13 protein-coding genes are annotated in these 16,483 nt (G+C 70.6%); 1 reads left to right on the forward strand and 12 read right to left on the reverse strand.

Going from position 1 to position 16,483, the window contains the following annotated elements; all coding sequences use genetic code 11:
- Window positions 1-11: 11 nt before the first annotated feature.
- From nadD to B9S64_RS34410, 3 genes are all read right to left on the reverse strand, one after another.
- Window positions 12-629 carry a nicotinate-nucleotide adenylyltransferase gene (gene nadD / locus B9S64_RS09675; RefSeq protein WP_028439748.1) on the reverse strand — a complete coding sequence of 206 codons (618 nt, stop codon included), beginning with the start codon at window positions 627-629 and terminating at the stop codon, window positions 12-14.
- A gap of 39 nt (window positions 630-668) precedes the next feature.
- Window positions 669-827 (reverse strand): hypothetical protein, encoded by a 159-nt coding sequence (locus B9S64_RS34405; protein WP_037631821.1) that lies wholly within the window; start codon window positions 825-827, stop codon window positions 669-671.
- Between the two features lie 84 nt (window positions 828-911).
- A complete protein-coding gene (locus tag B9S64_RS34410) occupies window positions 912-1,064 on the reverse strand; it encodes a hypothetical protein (protein ID WP_037631822.1) in 153 nt (50 codons plus the stop codon).
- Window positions 1,065-1,174: 110 nt separating this feature from the next.
- Here B9S64_RS34410 and B9S64_RS09680 point away from each other — a divergent pair, with 110 nt between their 5' ends.
- Window positions 1,175-2,317, forward strand: coding sequence for a M48 family metallopeptidase (locus B9S64_RS09680; protein WP_103489286.1), 1,143 nt, complete (start codon window positions 1,175-1,177; stop codon window positions 2,315-2,317).
- Here the strand turns inward: B9S64_RS09680 and B9S64_RS09685 are convergent.
- The 9 genes from B9S64_RS09685 to B9S64_RS09725 form a co-directional block, all read right to left on the reverse strand.
- Window positions 2,250-3,374, reverse strand: a complete 1,125-nt coding sequence (locus B9S64_RS09685; RefSeq protein WP_103489285.1) for a hypothetical protein — start codon at window positions 3,372-3,374, stop codon at window positions 2,250-2,252. The two genes, B9S64_RS09680 and B9S64_RS09685, sit on opposite strands and share 68 nt — an antisense overlap.
- Before the next feature lie 307 nt (window positions 3,375-3,681).
- Window positions 3,682-4,272 (reverse strand): hypothetical protein, encoded by a 591-nt coding sequence (locus tag B9S64_RS09690; RefSeq protein WP_103489284.1) that lies wholly within the window; start codon window positions 4,270-4,272, stop codon window positions 3,682-3,684.
- Window positions 4,273-4,520: 248 nt separating this feature from the next.
- Window positions 4,521-5,804: a glutamate-5-semialdehyde dehydrogenase gene (locus B9S64_RS09695; RefSeq protein ID WP_103490205.1), complete on the reverse strand. Its 1,284-nt coding sequence runs from the start codon at window positions 5,802-5,804 to the stop codon at window positions 4,521-4,523.
- A 272-nt stretch (window positions 5,805-6,076) separates the two neighbouring features.
- On the reverse strand, window positions 6,077-6,562 hold the full coding sequence (locus B9S64_RS09700; protein WP_028439743.1) for a hypothetical protein: 486 nt from the start codon (window positions 6,560-6,562) through the stop codon (window positions 6,077-6,079).
- A gap of 129 nt (window positions 6,563-6,691) precedes the next feature.
- Window positions 6,692-7,810 (reverse strand): glutamate 5-kinase, encoded by a 1,119-nt coding sequence (gene proB / locus B9S64_RS09705; protein ID WP_103490204.1) that lies wholly within the window; start codon window positions 7,808-7,810, stop codon window positions 6,692-6,694.
- A gap of 340 nt (window positions 7,811-8,150) precedes the next feature.
- Complete coding sequence (locus tag B9S64_RS09710) at window positions 8,151-10,868, reverse strand: CDP-glycerol glycerophosphotransferase family protein (protein ID WP_103490203.1); 2,718 nt, start codon at window positions 10,866-10,868, stop codon at window positions 8,151-8,153.
- Between the two features lie 225 nt (window positions 10,869-11,093).
- Window positions 11,094-12,314 carry a glycosyltransferase family 2 protein gene (locus tag B9S64_RS09715; RefSeq protein WP_103490202.1) on the reverse strand — a complete coding sequence of 407 codons (1,221 nt, stop codon included), beginning with the start codon at window positions 12,312-12,314 and terminating at the stop codon, window positions 11,094-11,096.
- Between the two features lie 250 nt (window positions 12,315-12,564).
- Window positions 12,565-14,703 (reverse strand): hypothetical protein, encoded by a 2,139-nt coding sequence (locus B9S64_RS09720; protein ID WP_103490201.1) that lies wholly within the window; start codon window positions 14,701-14,703, stop codon window positions 12,565-12,567.
- A gap of 153 nt (window positions 14,704-14,856) precedes the next feature.
- Complete coding sequence (locus B9S64_RS09725; RefSeq protein WP_103490200.1) at window positions 14,857-16,356, reverse strand: bifunctional cytidylyltransferase/SDR family oxidoreductase; 1,500 nt, start codon at window positions 16,354-16,356, stop codon at window positions 14,857-14,859.
- Between the last annotated feature and the right edge of the window lie 127 nt (window positions 16,357-16,483).

Here is a 16,483-nt window from a genome sequence, read left to right on the forward strand (position 1 = left end):
CTCTCCGTGGCTCATTCGCCGCGGTACAACTGGCGCTTGTCGATGTAGCGGACCACACCGTCCGGCACCAGATACCAGACCGGCTCCCCCTGCGCGACCCTGGCGCGGCAGTCCGTGGACGAGATCGCCAGCGCGGGTACCTCGACGAGCGAGACCCCGCCCTCGGGCAGTCCGTCGTCCGTCAGCAGGTGACCCGGCCGGGTCACACCGATGAAGTGGGAAAGCGAGAAGAGCTCCTCGGCGTCCCGCCAGGTGAGGATCTGGGCGAGCGCGTCGGCGCCGGTGATGAAGAAGAGGTCCGCGTCGCCATGGACGTCACGCAGATCCCGCAGTGTATCGATCGTGTACGTCGGCCCGGCACGGTCGATGTCGCTGCGGCTGACCGAGAACTGCGGATTGGACGCCGTGGCGATGACCGTCATCAGATAGCGGTCCTCGGCCGGGGACACCGTCTTGTGGCTCTTCTGCCACGGCTGCCCGGTCGGGACGAAGACGACCTCGTCGAGGTGGAACTGGGCGGCCACTTCACTGGCCGCCACCAGGTGTCCATGATGGATCGGGTCGAACGTCCCGCCCATCACGCCGAGTCTGCGCTTGCCGCCGCCGGTAGGCACTTGCTGCTCTCCCATGCGTGCAGACCCTACTGGCACGGCTGTTCGCCCTCTGCCTCAGCGGTCTCGGTTGAAGCGCGTGGTGATCCACAGCAGGAACATCAGCACGAGGAACGCGCCCGCTCCGGTGACGTAGGGGCTGAGGCTTTCGTGGTTGCCGCCGCCCTCGCCCTCAGCGAGGGTGACCAGCTGCTGCGCGGTGTTCGTGAGGCTCATCTTCTTCGGGACCTATCGATCGGGGGTCGGAAGGACGACATCGCCCACATCGTATGCGGGGGCCACGGGCACCCTCACGCCGACTCAGTCGTTGTTGTCGTCGTTGCGGTATCCGCGCAACAGGAACCAGGCGAGCAGGGCCGCTCCCAGGAGAGAGACGAGCAGCACGACGCGGAGTGTGTTGCCCGGCCCCTGGTCCTCGGACACGGCGGCGAGCAGTACGGCGGTGTGCGACATTCCGGGCGCTCCTCAAGGTTGTCCACAGCCCCCCGCACACCGTAGCGCCAGCGCCTACGCTGGCATCTGTCAGGGGGACGAGCGTCATCTCGTACGAACAGGGGGCATCCATGACCGACCACAGTCACGAGAGCGTGCCGAGCAGGCAGCGCAGGCGTTACCCGGGAATCTCCTCCCGGGCCTACGAGCACCCGGCGGACCGTTCGGCCCTCGTGGCCCTGCGCAAGCTCAGCGGTTTCGACACCGTGTTCAAGGCCCTCAGCGGACTGCTGCCCGAGCGCAGTCTCCGGCTGCTGTTCCTGTCGGACTCCGTCCGGGTGAGTGACGCCCAGTTCGCGCACCTCAACGACATGCTGCGCGACGCCTGTTACATCCTGGACCTGGAGAAGGTCCCGCCGATGTACGTCAACCAGGACCCGCGGCCCAACGCCATGTGCATCGGCCTCGACGAGCCGATCATCGTGGTGACCACCGGGCTGGTGGAGCTGCTCGACGAGGAGGAGATGCGCGCCGTCGTCGGTCACGAGGTGGGCCACGCGCTCTCCGGGCACGCGGTGTACCGCACGATATTGCTCTTCCTCACCAACCTCGCCCTCAAGGTGGCGTGGATCCCGCTGGGCAATGTGGCGATCATGGCGATCGTGACGGCCCTGCGCGAGTGGTTCCGCAAGTCGGAGCTGTCGGCGGACCGGGCGGGGCTGCTGGTCGGGCAGGACATCAAGGCCTCGATGCGCGGACTGATGAAGATCGCCGGTGGCAACCACCTGCACGAGATGAACGTGGACGCGTTCCTCGCCCAGGCCGAGGAGTACGAGAAGGGCGGGGACCTCCGGGACTCCGTGCTGAAGATCCTCAATGTGCTGCCTCGCTCCCATCCGTTCACCACGGTGCGGGCGGCCGAGCTGAAGAAGTGGTCCGAGACCCGGGACTACCAGCGCATCGTGGACGGCCACTACCCGAGGCGCGACGAGGACAAGGACACCTCGGTGACCGATTCCTTCCGGGAGTCCGCGGCCCACTACGCCGACACCGTGCGCACCAGCAAGGACCCGCTGATGAAGCTGGTCGGTGACATCGCCGGGGGCGCGGGCGACCTGGGCGGCAAGCTCCGTGACAAGTTCACCGGCGCGGCCGGCGGCAGCGGCGGCGGTTCCGGGCGCGGCGGCGGGGCCACGACCAAGGACGCTACGGGCGGCTCGGACGGGACGTGGCGGCGTGCGGACCAGGAGGAGGGCCCTGGGGCGGAGAGCTGACCGTCAGGGTCCCGCAGAGCCCGGCCTTGGGCAGGCCCGTGGCGTACGGGTCGGTTCCGTCCGGTCCCCTGTCGTCCGCGCGCTCACCGGCGAGCAGCGGACGCAGGGCGCCCGCCGCGTCGGCCGAACAGGACTGCGGCCCGGCCTGTACGTAGGCGCTGTGCACCTCCAGCCGGTGCAGCCTGAGATCTTCCCGGTCGATGACGAAGTGCAGTTCACGCCGCACGGTGAACAGTGAGGCGTCGTCGGACCGGTGCGGGCCGGAGGCCGCGGGCCGCAGCGCGTAGGTGAAGGTGTGGTCGGACACCACTTCCAGGGTGTCCGAGCCCGTCTCGGCGTAGGACAGGCTGCCCTGGACGCGGATGTCGGTGTCGGCCAGTTCCACGTCGGCGGGGTCGAAGCGCACCAGCCAGCCGGTGGCCGTGTGGCGGCCGTCGTCCGCCGGAGCGCTCATGCTCCGGTCGAACTGCGCGGTCTGGTCCGGGTCGAGCAGCCGTCCGACCGGCCGGACGATCCGGCCGGAGAGCACGTCAGGGTCGAGCGACGACGCGACCAGGTAGTCCTTGACCGTGGCCAGGGCGGCGGTGACCTGGCTGTTCGAGAAGTTCTCGGTCCGCCGGACCGGCGGCAGGTTGACGCCCGAGGCGCCGGTCGGGAATTGCGCGGCCGGCCCCCCGGAGAACAAGTCGTCGGGTGCGCCGCCGGGCACGGCGTCCTGGGGGGCGAGGGGGATCACGGTGGTCCTCAGCGGCTCGACGTGCCGGCCGACGGGCTTGGGATAGGGGTTGCGGAAGCCGATGTAGACGGCGGTGGCGAAAGCGAGGGTGATCAACAGGACGAGAAGAACGGCGGCCCTGGAGCGCCGGCGGGTGCCCCGGCCGGTGAGGGAACCCACGGAGCGCACGGCGCGGGCCGGTTCGCCCATCCGTTCCCGCGCGGAGAACTCCTGGAGCCGGGCAGCGCGTACGAACGATTCGTCGAAGACGAGTGAGCGGTACTCGTCCTCGCCGCCCGGCGGCTCCGGGGGTCCTTCCGGCGGTTCTCCGCGGCCTGTCATGGCTTCTCCCGATCTCCGCGCCGCCGGCGGGGGCGGCGCGGGATCCGTCTCCGCCTCCGCCTCAGCCGAAAGGCGTCGAGCGGACCTGTCCGTCACGGGGTTCGACACAGGGGCATGGGATTGCAGGGACGTGCGATTGCGGGGACGTGCGATTGCGGGGACGTGGGGGCGGGGGGGGGAGGAAGAAGGGGAGAGGACCACGAGGGTCCTGCCTTCAGGGTGGGCCGATCGTCCTCAAGGTAAACGCGGCGCAGGTGGGAGCGCAGTCGGGAAGGCGTCTGGTTAGGCCACCGGACTGGCAGGCCCCTCAGGGCGTACGGGGAACGGCGGAGACCGCCGGGCGGGAGTAGTCCGCCGAGGCGGAGGGGGCCACGACCGGCTTGTCCACCCCGCTCGTCGTCGGCTGGGGCAGCGGTTCCTGCCGGTTCTCCGAGGCGCCCCGGTAGACGGCGCTGAAGGCCAGAGCGACCATCCCGATCCCCATCAGCAGAGCGAGGATCCAGGCGATCGGCCGGTGCCAGCGCGCGGTGCCACGGTACGGGCGCAGGGCGCCGCCGTGGCGGCCGTAGGGGCCGTCCTCGTCCTCGTCCACACCGTCGGGGTCGAAGGCGCCCCCGAAGCCCCTCTCGCGGCCGTACAGGCCGTCCGGCCCGTAGTCGTCGTCGTAGGGGTCGTCGTCCATGGAGCCGCCGCCGGAGCGTGCCCGGCTGGCTTCCGCCTCGGCACGTGCCTGCGCGGCTGCCAGCAGCCGCTCGACCGCGCTGGGTTCATGGATCTCGGCGGACCGGACGAAGTCCTCGTCGAACACCACGGAGGCGAAGTCCTTGTCCGCGCCCCCGCGGTCGTCGTCGGGCTCCCGGCCGTCCTGGAACGGCCCGCCCCCCACGTCGTCCGGCACGGGTTCAGCGTAGCCCCGGCGGGGGGTTTTGGGCAGAGACCCCGCAAACTCGCCCCCCGTCTGTGCGCGGTCCGGGGGCGTGCGCGCGGGCTGGGGGGCGCGGGCCGAGGTGCGCGGGCGCGGGCCGGGCGCCTGAACCGGTCCGCGCCGGCGCGGCTCGCCCGGACGGCGTGCCCAAGCGGCCCGGGGCCCTCCCGCCCGGGGCCGCTCTGCCGGGGCCGCTCCCGCCCGGACGACCCGGGCGCGGGCTACCGGATGTGGCCGTCGCCCGTGACGACGTACTTCGTCGATGTCAGTTCGGGCAGGCCCATGGGGCCGCGGGCGTGGAGTTTCTGCGTGGAGATGCCGATCTCCGCGCCGAAGCCGAACGCGCCGCCGTCCGTGAAGCGCGTGGAGGCGTTCACGGCGACCGTGGTGGAATCCACCAACTGGGTGAACCGGCGGGCCGCCGCCTGTGAGGTGGTGACGATCGCCTCGGTGTGGCCGGAGGACCACAGCCGGATGTGCGCCACGGCCGCGTCCAGCGAGTCCACGACCGCGGCGGCGATGTCGTACGAGAGGTACTCGGTCTCCCAGTCCTCCGGGACCGCCGCCACCACGGTGGCCTTGGACCCCTCGGCGTAAGCGCGCACCCGCTCGTCGGCGTGCACGGTCACCCCCGCCTCGGCCAGCGCGTCCAGGGCCCGTGGGAGGAAGTCGGCGGCGATGTCCCGGTGGACCAGGAGGGTCTCGGCGGCGTTGCAGACGCTCGGCCGCTGGGCCTTGGAGTTGATCAGGATCTCGACGGCCATGTCCAGATCGGTCTGCGCGTCCACGTACACGTGGCAGTTGCCCGTGCCGGTCTCGATCACGGGCACGGTGGACTCCTCCACCACGGTCCGGATCAGTGAGGCGCCGCCCCTGGGGATCAGCACGTCGACCAGGCCCCGGGCGCGCATCAGCTCGCGTACGGAGTCGCGGCTCTCGCCCGGCACCAGCTGCACCGCGTCGGCGGGGAGACCGGATCCGCCCACCGCGTCGCGCAGCACCCGCACGAGGGCGGTGTTGGAGGCGTACGCCGAGGACGAGCCGCGCAACAGCACGGCGTTGCCGGACTTCAGGCAGAGGGCGGCGGCGTCGACCGTGACGTTCGGGCGGGCCTCGTAGATGATGCCGACCACCCCGAGCGGCACCCGTACCTGGCGCAGGTCGATGCCGTTGGGAAGGGTCGAGCCGCGGACCACCTCACCGACCGGGTCGGGCAGGGCGGCCACGTCCCGCACATCGGCGGCGATCGCCCGGATCCGCTCCGGAGTGAGCGTCAGCCGGTCCACGATCGACTCGCTCGTCCCGGCCTCGCGGGCACGTGTGACGTCCTCGGCGTTGGCGGCGACGATCTCGGCGGTACGCACCTCCAGGGCGTCCGCGATCGCCAGCAGCGCGTCGTCCTTGGCCGCGCGCGGAAGTGGCGCGATCTCGGCGGCGGCGGCACGGGCCCGGTAGGCGGCCTGGACGACCGGGGACATGTTGTCGTACGGCGAGAGCGTGGTCATGCCCGCAGGGTAGTGCGCCCGCCGCGGGCGGCAGTCCCGCATTTCGTGATACGAGACGGACGTCCCGGTGCCCGGACCGCGCCTGGACGTGCCCGGATCGCGCCCGACTCCGGTCCGGGACCCCCGGCACATCGCACGTCCGGTCCGCGGTGCGACCGACGCGACGCGAGACCGTGCGCACCAGCGCAAGAACGGATCAGGCCAGGCCCGCCGCCAGGCAACCAACGACGGCCCGGCCGCCTGCCCGGCCAGGTGCCTGACAGGCGGCCTGATCAGTACGGATGCACCCCGACCGGGGCCGCCGGCGGCGGTCCGTATCCCTCGGCGACGCGCTGGTGGTAGGTCTCCCGGTCGATGACCTCCAGCCCGACGATCGCCCAGGGCGGCAGCCCCGCGCTGGACCGGTGCTCCCCCCACAGCCGCAGCGCCACCGCCGCGGCGTCGTGGAGGTCGCGGGCCTCCTCCCAGTAGCGGATCTCCGCGTGGTCGTTGGCGTACCGGCTGGTCAGCAGGAAGGGGTGATCGTGGGCCAGTTGTTCGAGCCCCCGTCTGACCTCCTTGAGCGGGACCTCGCCGCCGGAGACGCTGAGGGTGATGTGCCACAGCTTGGACCGGGTCTGTTGCTCGTCCGTCACCACCGGTTCCTGCTCAAGGCTCTGGTCGGTGCGTGGGCCGACGAAATCGGGTCCCGCTCCGACACTGGTCAGGGCGCGGCTGCCCGTTCCGCGGGGCGGCGCCCCCGGGCGCGCTCGTCTCACCGGCGGCCTCCTGTGAATGTGTAGCTGTGCTGACCCCTTGTGTCCCCGTGACAAAGTTGACCAGGCCAGGGCCCGGCTTGGGGCGGTTTTCGTGAAGGTCTCCGCCCGAAGGCTGGACTTTCGGCCGTTTCAGGGGGCCGGACGGGACGTGAGGACGACGAGATCGTCCCTGTGTACGACCTCGCGTTCGTACGCGGGGCCGAGTTCCCGTGCCAGGTCGCGGGTGGAGCGGCCGAGCAGCTGGGGGATCTCCTTGGCGTCGAAGTTGACCAGGCCCCGGGCGACCGCGCTGCCCGCCAGGTCCCGCAGTTCCACCGGGTCACCGGCGGAGAACTCGCCCTCGACCCCGCAGATCCCGGCCGGCAGCAGCGAGGTGCGCCGCTCGACGACCGCCCGTACGGCTCCGTCGTCGAGGGTGAGGGCGCCTCGCGGTGTGGAGGCGTGGGCCAGCCAGAGCAGCCGGTCGGCCGAGCGCCGTCCGGTGGGGTGGAAGTAGGTCCCGGTGTCACGGCCGGCGAGCGCGTCGGCGGCCCGGCTGGCGGAGGTCAGGACGACGGGTACGCCGGCGGCGGTGGCGATCCGGGCGGCCTCGACCTTGGTGACCATGCCGCCGGTGCCGACCCCCGCCTTGCCCGCGCTGCCGATCGTGACGCCCTGGAGGTCCTGCGGGCCGCTCACCTCGGCGATGCGGGAGGTGCCCGGGGTGCTGGGGTCGCCGTCGTAGAGGCCGTCGACGTCGGAGAGCAGGACCAGGAGGTCGGCGTGGACGAGGTGGGCGACGAGCGCGGCGAGCCGGTCGTTGTCGCCGAACCGGATCTCGTCCGTGGCCACGGTGTCGTTCTCGTTGACGACGGGGAGCGCCCCCATCTCCAGGAGCTGGTCGAGGGTGCTGTAGGCGTTGCGGTAGTGGGCCCGCCGGCTGGTGTCGTCGGAGGTGAGGAGCACCTGTCCGACGCGTACGCCGTAGCGGGCGAAGGAGGCGGTGTAGCGGGCGACCAGGAGTCCCTGGCCGACGCTGGCGGCCGCCTGCTGGCGGGCCAGGTCCTTGGGCCGGCGGACGAGGCCGAGCGGGGCGAGCCCGGCCGCGATGGCGCCGCTGGAGACGAGGACGATCTCGCGGTCCCCGCCGCCTCTGACCTTGGCGAGTACGTCCACGAGGGCGTCCACCCGGTCGGCGTCGAGGCCACCCGCCGCGGTGGTGAGTGAGGAGGACCCGACCTTGACGACGATCCTGCGGGCGCCGGTCACGCCCGGCCTGGCAGCTGACACGTACTTCCTCACACTCTGGCTCGCCCGGAGCCTCCCCAAGGGGCCCGCCGCCCGGTTGCCCGACGACACCGCCCGGAGGACCGGCGGCCGGCGCCGGGACCGCGTCGGAGCCGGGTCCCACGTCAGGGGCCTCGTCCGCGTCCTGGACCGGAGCGGCCTCTCCCCGGCACAGCACAGTACGCGAACGGCACCGTCCGGCGCCTTCCCGTTCCGCTCGGTGGACAGCGGAGGGGGCGCCGGACGGTGCCGGTGGTCCGGAGGCCGGGAGCCGGTGCCGGCAGCCGGATGTCCGGTGCCGGGTACCGCCGCCGGACACCGCTCACCCGTTGCCGAGGGCCAGCATCCGGTCGACGACGCGTGCCGAGGCCAGCCCGTCGGAGGGCTCGCAGAAGTCGGCCTTGAACCGGTCGTACTTCTCTCTGTACTTCTCGGTCACGTCGTCGATGTTCAGGATCGCGTCGACGAGTTCGTCGGACGTCTTGAGCAGGGGCCCGGGGGCCCGCGAGGTGAAGTCGAAGTAGAACCCGCGCAGGGTGTCCCGGTAGTGCTCCAGGTCGTACGTGAAGAAGAGCATCGGCCGGCCGGAGTGCGCGAAGTCGAACAGCACGGAGGAGTAGTCCGTGATGAGGACGTCGGCGATCAGGTAGAGGTCGGCGATGTCCGGGTAGTACGTGACGTCCCAGACGAAGCCCTGGCCGGCGCCGGGGATGCTGTCGAGGACCTTGTGGTGCTTGCGGTAGAGCAGCACGTGGTCCTCGCCCAGGCGCTTGCGCGCCGCGTCCACGTCGATCCGGTTGTCGAGCTTGAAGCGCCGCCCGCCGTACCGCTGGTCGTCGCGCCAGGTGGGCGCGTACAGGACGACCTTCTTGCCCGCGGGGATGCCCAGCTTCTCCCGGACGGCCGCCGCCCGCCGCACCCTGTCCGGGGCGTGGAAGACGTCGTTGCGCGGGTATCCGGCCTCCAGCACCTCGCACTGGAGCCGGAAGGCGTTGGTCATGATCGGGGTGGTGAACGCGTTGGGCGTGATGAACAGGCTGTACTGCAGGGACCGCTGGGGCAGGCTTCCGATGTAGGCGAGGTTGGCCTGGGGGGTGCCGAGGAGGTCGGCGCCGATGCGCTTGAGCGGGGTGCCGTGCCAGGTCTGGACGACGACCTGGCCCTCGCGGCGGACGAACCATTCGCGGATGCCGCCGTTGGTGACGATGTAGCGGCTGCGGGCCAGGGCCTCGTACCACTCCTCGCTGGCCCACTCCACGCCGCGCACGCCGGGCGGCAGGACGACCTGCTGGTCGTGGACCATCGCGATGTGCTCGACGTCGGTGCCGCGGCGCACCAGCTCTTCGTAGACCGCGCGCGGGGAGTCGGAGAACTGCTTTCCGCCGAAGCTGTTGTAGAGCACGGCCTCCCGCAGCGGCAGCTCACGCAGTTCGGTGCTGAACCGCCGGCGCATCTGCGCCTGCCGGTAGGCGCCCCGGAGTGCGTCGTCCAGGACCGGGCCCGACTCCAGGAAGATCCGGTCGTACTCGAACCGCTCGACGGTGTACGCGCGGTGCGCGCCCTGGTGGCCGAGCGGCAGGCTGCCGATGAGGTCGGGGCGGATCGTCACGGGGACGTCGTGCCGGTGGTCCCACTCGTCCCGCGCCCGCAGGAAGGGGAGCCAGCGTCCGGCGCGGAGGGAGAGCGTGCCCTCGTGCGCCGGCATGACGTCGGGGGTCACACGGGCGGTGAAGCGTCCGTCGGCGAACTCGACCGGGAACGGCTTGTCCTCGTTGCGGCCGCTGTGCCGCAGGACGAACTTCATCGTCTCGGCGGGCCCGGAGTAGGTGCCGGAGAGCACCAGTTCGCCGCCGTCGGACCACTCGGCCCGGTCGACGAGGGGCTGGGGGACGCGCATCTGCGGGGAGAAGTTGCCGGCCCCGTCGGTGCGTACGGCGAACTCCAGGCCGCCTTCGAGCTTCCGGACGCCGGTGCGCAGGCCCTGGCCGATGGTGGCCCGGCGTGTGGTGCCGTCCGCGAAGACGATGAACGCGCGGTAGGTCCTGGCCTTGCCGGCGACGACTCCGTCGACGGGCAGGCCGGCGAAGGGCACCCGTCCGGTGAACCGGATCCAGCCGTCGGCGCCGGGGCCGAGCTCCTGGAGCGGGAAGTCTGCGGTGTACTCGGTGGGTTCGTGGTCCAGGCGCAGCGCGGTGGGCGTCTTGCCCGCGGTGGCCAGGGCGCGGGAGCGCAGGGTCACCGACATGCCGTCGGTGTCCGCCTCCTGGGACTCGACCTCGGCCGGGACGATGTCCACGGTGAGCTTGAGCCGGTTGCGGTCGAATCCGGTGACGACCCGCACCCCGTCGTCGACGACGCGGACGGAGCTGTGCCCGGTGGCGCCCGCGTTGCCCTTGAGGACGCTGCCCACGGACATGCCGCCGGGGCGGGGGATGCCGATGCCCAGGCGCCAGGTGCCCGGCTGCCAGTGGCCGCGGGTGCGCAGGCGCGCGGGGTCGATGCTGAGCTCGAATCCGGACCAGTCGTAGTGGTGGTGGGCGCTCTTGGCCTCGGTGGTCGCCCTGGGTTCCAGGACGGTGCGCAGCCGCAGGGGGATGGCGCTCTTGCTTCCCTGGCGGCGGAGCACGGCGACGCGCAGCGACCGTTTGCCGGTGGCGGAGGGGATGTTGGGGATGTAGGCGTACCCGCGGACGTCCAGACGCCCGTTGCGCCAGGCCAGGCCGAGGAGCTTGCTGCGGACCGGGAGTTCCTTGCGCGTGAAGTTGCGCACCGCCGGGGGCAGTGAGGAGCTCTCTATGCCCGGGAGCTCGATGCGGGCGCGCCGCAGGCCGCGTACGGCGAAGGCTCCGGGGTTGGCGCGTTCGTACTCCAGGAGCCGGACGAGCTCGTCACCGCGTCCGGTGGCGGCGAGGTGCCATTTGACCCGTGCGATCGGGGAGAACTTCCGGGCGAGCTTGGGGGCGGCCTGCGCCAGAAACTCCTTCGCCGCGCTGTGGAAGGCGGGGCGCTCCTCGACCGGCGTCTCCGGGAAGTACTTCATGAGCCGGTTGAGCTCTTCAGGAATGGTTTCGACGGTTCGGGACGCCACGGCGAGAGGGCCTTTCCGAGGGGACTGCAGAGGTGAACCCCAGGAAGACGGGGCGTGACTGAGACGCATAATAGGGCCTCATCGTTGCTCCACAGTAAGCCGTGACCCCCCTCACATGACAGCCGCCCTCGGTTGCGATCCGCTGCTCGGGGGCGGTGAGGGGCCTCCCGCGCCCCCTCAGGCCCGCCGTGCCGGCGGTGCGGGGCGGACTGCCCGCAGGACCCTTCGGGCCTTGCGGACGAAACGGTGCACAAGGGAGGAAGCAGCCGCGACGGGCGGATCGATCCTTTTGCCGTTCCGCCACTCGGTCACCCGCACCTGGTACGCCGACTCGGGCAGCTCGGGGCCCTCGCGGAAGTGCGGGTACGCCAGCCAGAGCCGGGCGGGGCGCTCTCCGCGGACGATCTCCGGCTCCCGGCCCTCCTTGACGAAGCGCAGGATGTCCATGAGCAGGTCGGGGCGGCCCTTGGCCACGCAGATCAGGCGCAGTCTCTCCTGGACCTTGAGGGAGCCGGCCAGTCCGCGCGTCCAGTACTGGGCCATGAGCGGGGCGGCCAGCTCCATCTTCCTCTTCCGCACCGCGGCGGACTGCTTCAGGAACCCGGGTCCGAACTGGGGAAGCAGGGTGATGACGAACGGGCGCACCATCAGGGCGTCCCGCTTGGGCCCCGGCGGGACGTGCTCGGCGATGAGGCCCGTCAGGGCGCGGGCGGAATCGAAGCGGAGTTCGTAACTCCCGCTCTTGGTGACGTGTTTACCGTCTTCGCGGCCCACCAGGTAGTAGCAGGTGTAATCGGCGACGACGGAAACGCCGTTGCCCCGCAGATAGGCCTCCAGCGTGAAGAGGGCGTCCTCGCCGGTCTTCAGTTTCTCGTCGAACGACATCCCGAGCCGGACGAGGAGTTCGCGCCGGAAGAGTTTCTGGGCGCTCAGCGTGAATTTGACCTGGGAGAAATAGATGTCGGCGCGTTCGACGGTCTGCTTCCACATCGACTTGGCCGCGCCCCGGTTGACGCCGACGACCTTGCCGAGCACCACGTCCGTACCGGCCCGGTCGCCCATGGCGACCATGCGCTCCAGCGCCTCCTCGCCGAAGTAGTCGTCGGCGTCCAGGAAGAAGACGTAGCGGCCGCGGGCGAGGGCGAGGCCGGTGTTACGGGGGCCGCTGGGGCCGCCGGAGTTCTCCTGGTGGACGACTCTGGTGTCGATGGCGGTCCGCGCGGCGAAGGCGTCCAGGTACTCCCCGGTGCCGTCGGTGGAGCCGTCGTCGACGGCGATGATCTCCAGGCGCCCGGCGCCGAGTGTCTGCGCCTCGACGGATTCGAGGCAGCGGATCAGATAGGGCATCGCTTGGTAGGCGCCGATGACGACGCTGACATCCGGTGCGTTGCTGCTCATCGTTCCCCGGTCCGTGATTTCCATATTGATCAGGAGAGACGATGGAACGACAATTCATGCCGCACCTCGTGGACAGACACGCGAAACGGCCCGTGCGTTCCCCTCCCGCAGGAGGAGACGGACGGGCCGTTGCGCGGGTTGCCTCACGATCGAGAATTTTTTCGGACATCTGCCCGATAATCGATATCAGGCCAGGGTTATCTCCGGATCAGCGCACCGACGGGGTCTCCCCGCCGCTGCCCGCGTCCGCCTACGGCACGTCCGGGTCGGCGGCCGTCGTGGCCGCGGCCACGCTCTCCGCCTCGCCGTCGCCCGCCCCGCTGGAGGACGCCTCCGGGTCCGGCGTCGGCCCGGCCTGCTCCCCGATCCGCTGGGCGACGCCCGCGTTGCGCGCCTCGGCCTTCGCGGTCAGCGCCCGCACGGCGGCGTTGAACTGCTCCATCGAGGTCGGCTCGTCCGGGCCCAGCAGGTAGCGCTTCAGCTCCCGGCGCGGCCCGGCCAGCGGGTCGGTGGCCGGGTCGTTGACGGCGTCCAGCAGCTGCCCCAGCTCCTCGGCACCGTTGGACAGGATGACGGCGGCCCGTACGGCGGTGTTCTGCCGCTTGAACTCCTCCGCCCCGAGCTGGGCGGAGTCCGTGACCGCGTACGGCTTGCCGCTCGCGAGGAAGTCGGACACCACGCTGGAGATGTCCGAAACCATGGCGTCGGACTGGTTGAAGCAGTCGTACAGCTTCGGCTGCGCGCCGTCCACCGTCCGGTGCTCCCACCAGCCGAAGGTGCGCCAGTAGGCGTCGTCCCACGCGGCACGCAGCGTGGCGAGCTCGGCCTGCCGCGCCGGGTCGGCGAGCGAGACGCGCGACTCCTCCGCGTCGTCGCCGCCCGCCCGGCCCGGCTTCACCAGCTCGTCCAGCCGGGCCTCGATGCCGGCCAGCTCGGCCCGGGCGGCACGGAGTCCGGCGGCGGCGGAGGACGCCTCCTTCACCCAGCGCGGGTCGGCCGCGCGCTCCTGGGCGGCCTTGCCGATCATGGCCTTGATCCTGAAGTCGACGGCCTTGGCCTTGGCGCTGCGGATACCGGTGAAGGGGTGCGGCTTGTAGATCACGCGGACGGGCCGGTCCGCGTTCAGCAGTCCGCGCACGATGTTCTCCCCGGCCAGCAGCAGGGAGGTGTTGCCGGGGTTGTCGTCCCAGCCCTCCCAGGTGGGGGCGTACAGCACCGTGGGGACCGGGTTCTTCGTGGTGCCGGTCCAGGTCTCGATGGGCGCCAGCTGCGGGCGCCCGACCTCCACGATGTCCTCGTCGCGGACGCCCACGTCGGCCAGGGCGTACCGGTCGCGGCCCGCACGGCCGGCGGTCCACACCTCGTCGTACACCTTGGAGAAGGGGTTGACGCTGGCGAGCTTGTCGCTGTCGCCGTGCCCGATGAAGACGTGCTTCATGGTCGGGACACGCAGCATGTGGATGTTCTTGCCGACGTTGGCCGGATACAGACAGACCCGGACCGTGGACAGGTCCAGGTTCATCAGATGGGTACCGGCCGGGACGCAGACCACGGGGACGGAGGTGTCGGCGAGCTGGGGGACGAGGTTACGCTCCCGCATGACGATCAGCGGACGCCCCTCGACGGCGGCCATGGTCTCCAGCCACATGTTGCCCTGGTAGGCGGACTCGGCCGAGCCGGAGAAGTAGAGCACGACGGTCGGCCGGTACTCGCGCATCCAGGTGTCCAGCGCCTTCAGCACCGCCGGGGCCGGAGGCGCCAGGCGGCCGCGCCGCACGTACGGGAGGAGTGCAGCGTTGTAGGCGACGCCCAGGAGCAGGGTGAGGGCCGCGCCGGCGTAACCGAAGACGACGCTGCCGGTCTGCGCGGCGACGACGAAACCGGCCATCGCGGGGATGTCGAGGTGGAGCATCTTCTCCGCGGACCGGTGCAGCAGCCGCTGCGGCGGGGCGTCGGGGATGCGGACGGCGTGCAGGTCCACGTTGCGGGTGACGATCGGCATGGTGCGGCGCAGCCGGAGCAGGGTCGTCAGCGCGCCGTGCGGTGCCTGGAGGCCGTAGAAGACCAGGAAGCAGGCCACGGCGACGAAGAAGAGCGGCTCCTCGGCGAGGTCCAGCCGGGCCAGCAGGAGGATGACCATCAGCTGGCGGAGCAGGAAGCGGATCGGCAGTCCCGCCCGCACCTTGCTCAGCCGGTTGACGAGATAGCTGCCGCGCTGGTGCAGGTACCAGTCGCTGACGTACGTGACAGCCGTGGCCGCCGCGAAGAACCAGATGTCGGGAAGAAGTGCCGCGACCATGATGCAGGGGTAGCCCAGCATCATCAGTATCGCCGCCGCGAGTTCTGACCGACTGCCCACACGGGCCAGGCGAATGGCTGTCGAAATCACGAAGAACCTGCTCCAGGGGGTGCCGGTTGTTTCACATATTGAGGGATTAAAGAGAAATGCGATGATACGGCTGTACGCATACAGGCCTCCGCGGTCACCTTTCGGCGATCACAGAGGCCCGTACATGCACATATGTGCATTTGTCAAGGATTATTACACATCTTCCTGGCGGTCCAGCACGGAGGCCAGGGCCTGCTCGAAGCCCGAGGACCCGGCGGCCTCCCGCGTCGGGTCCTGCTGCCTCACGTCGATGACATGGCCCGTCATCGCGGACAGGAGGACGTCCAGCGAGGTGCGCGCGACGGCCTCCGAGGAGAGCAGGGAGCCCTCCGGCTCCTTGCCGAACGCCTTGGTGCGCATGGGAGTGGCGGTGCGCTCCGGGTTCACGCAGTTGACCCGGATGCCCTCGCCCGCCCACTCGTCCGCGAGCGCCTGGGTGAGGTTCACCATCGCGGCCTTGGTGGAGGAGTAGAGGCTGTACTCGGCGCGGCCGCGGGTGTAGCTGCTGGAGGTGTAGAGCAGCAACTGGCCCTGGGTCTCGGCCAGGTACTTGTACGAGGCGCGGGCGATCTGGACGGGCGCCAGGTAGTTGACGTTCAGCGCCTCCTGGATCGTCGTGTTGTCCGTCTCCGCCAGCTTGCCGATGCGCAGCACGCCCGCGGTGTTGATGACGTAGTCGACCCGGCCCGTCTCCGCGTAGGCCTTGGAGAGCGCGTCGTCGACGTGCTCCGGGTTCTCCACGTGCGTCCCGGTGGTGGAGCGGCCCAGCGCGTACACCTTCGCGCCGTAGCTCTCGGCCAGCGTCGCGATGTCCGCCCCGATGCCGTACGAGCCGCCGAAGACGACCAGCGTCTTACCGGAGAGCAGCTCGCGGTAGGCGGCCTCGTCGGCCTGCTGCGGAGCCGCGGTGGAGGCCAGCTGGAAGAGCTTGTCGGTGATGAAGACGTCGACCGGCTGGGTCACCTTCATGTTGTACTCGTCGCCGGCGACCACATGGATCGGCACGTCCGGGAGGTACCGCAGGACGACCGAGCAGTCGTCGGTGGCCTGGAAGTTCGGGTCGCCCGCCGCGATCTCGTACGCCTTGCGGATCGTGGAGAGCTTGAACGCCTGCGGGGTCTGGCCGCGGCGCAGCCGGGACCGGTCCGGGACGTCGGTGATGAACTCGCCGTCCTCGCCGTGCGTGCGGGTGACGATGATCGTGTCCGCGGACGGGATGGCGACGTCGACCGCCTGGTAGCGGTCGAGGGCCTCGACGCAGTCCTTGATGACCCGCTGTGACAGCAGGGGGCGCACGGCGTCGTGGAAGAGGACGTTGCGGTCCTCCCCTTCCGCGAGGCCTTCGCCGAGGGCCGTGATGGCCCGCTCGGTGGTCTCGTTCCGGGTGCTGCCGCCTTCGATGATCTTGGTGATCTTGGTCAGTCCGGCCTTGGCGACGATCTTCTCGACGTCGGGCACGAAACCCGGCGCCATCAGCACGATGACATCGTCGATGTCCTCGGCGTGCTCGAAGATGGTCAGCGTGTGCTCGATGACGGCCTTACCGGCGATCTTCAGCAACTGCTTGGGGATCGACAGACCCACACGCTGACCGGTGCCACCCGCGAGCACGACCGCTGTGGTCCGGGGCTTGGCTTCCTGAGGCACAGACACAGACGACCTACCTTGCGATGACAGGGGGGAGACAGTGTGATGGTCGCACTCTCCGTGACCGTCTCGCAAGGTGGACGTTTAACGCCGCTCTCCCCTGGGAAACCCCGTGTTCACCGTCTGGCCAGGC

It is taken from the genome of Streptomyces sp. SM18 (genome assembly GCF_002910775.2).
In the GTDB taxonomy this organism is placed as follows: domain Bacteria; phylum Actinomycetota; class Actinomycetes; order Streptomycetales; family Streptomycetaceae; genus Streptomyces; species Streptomyces halstedii.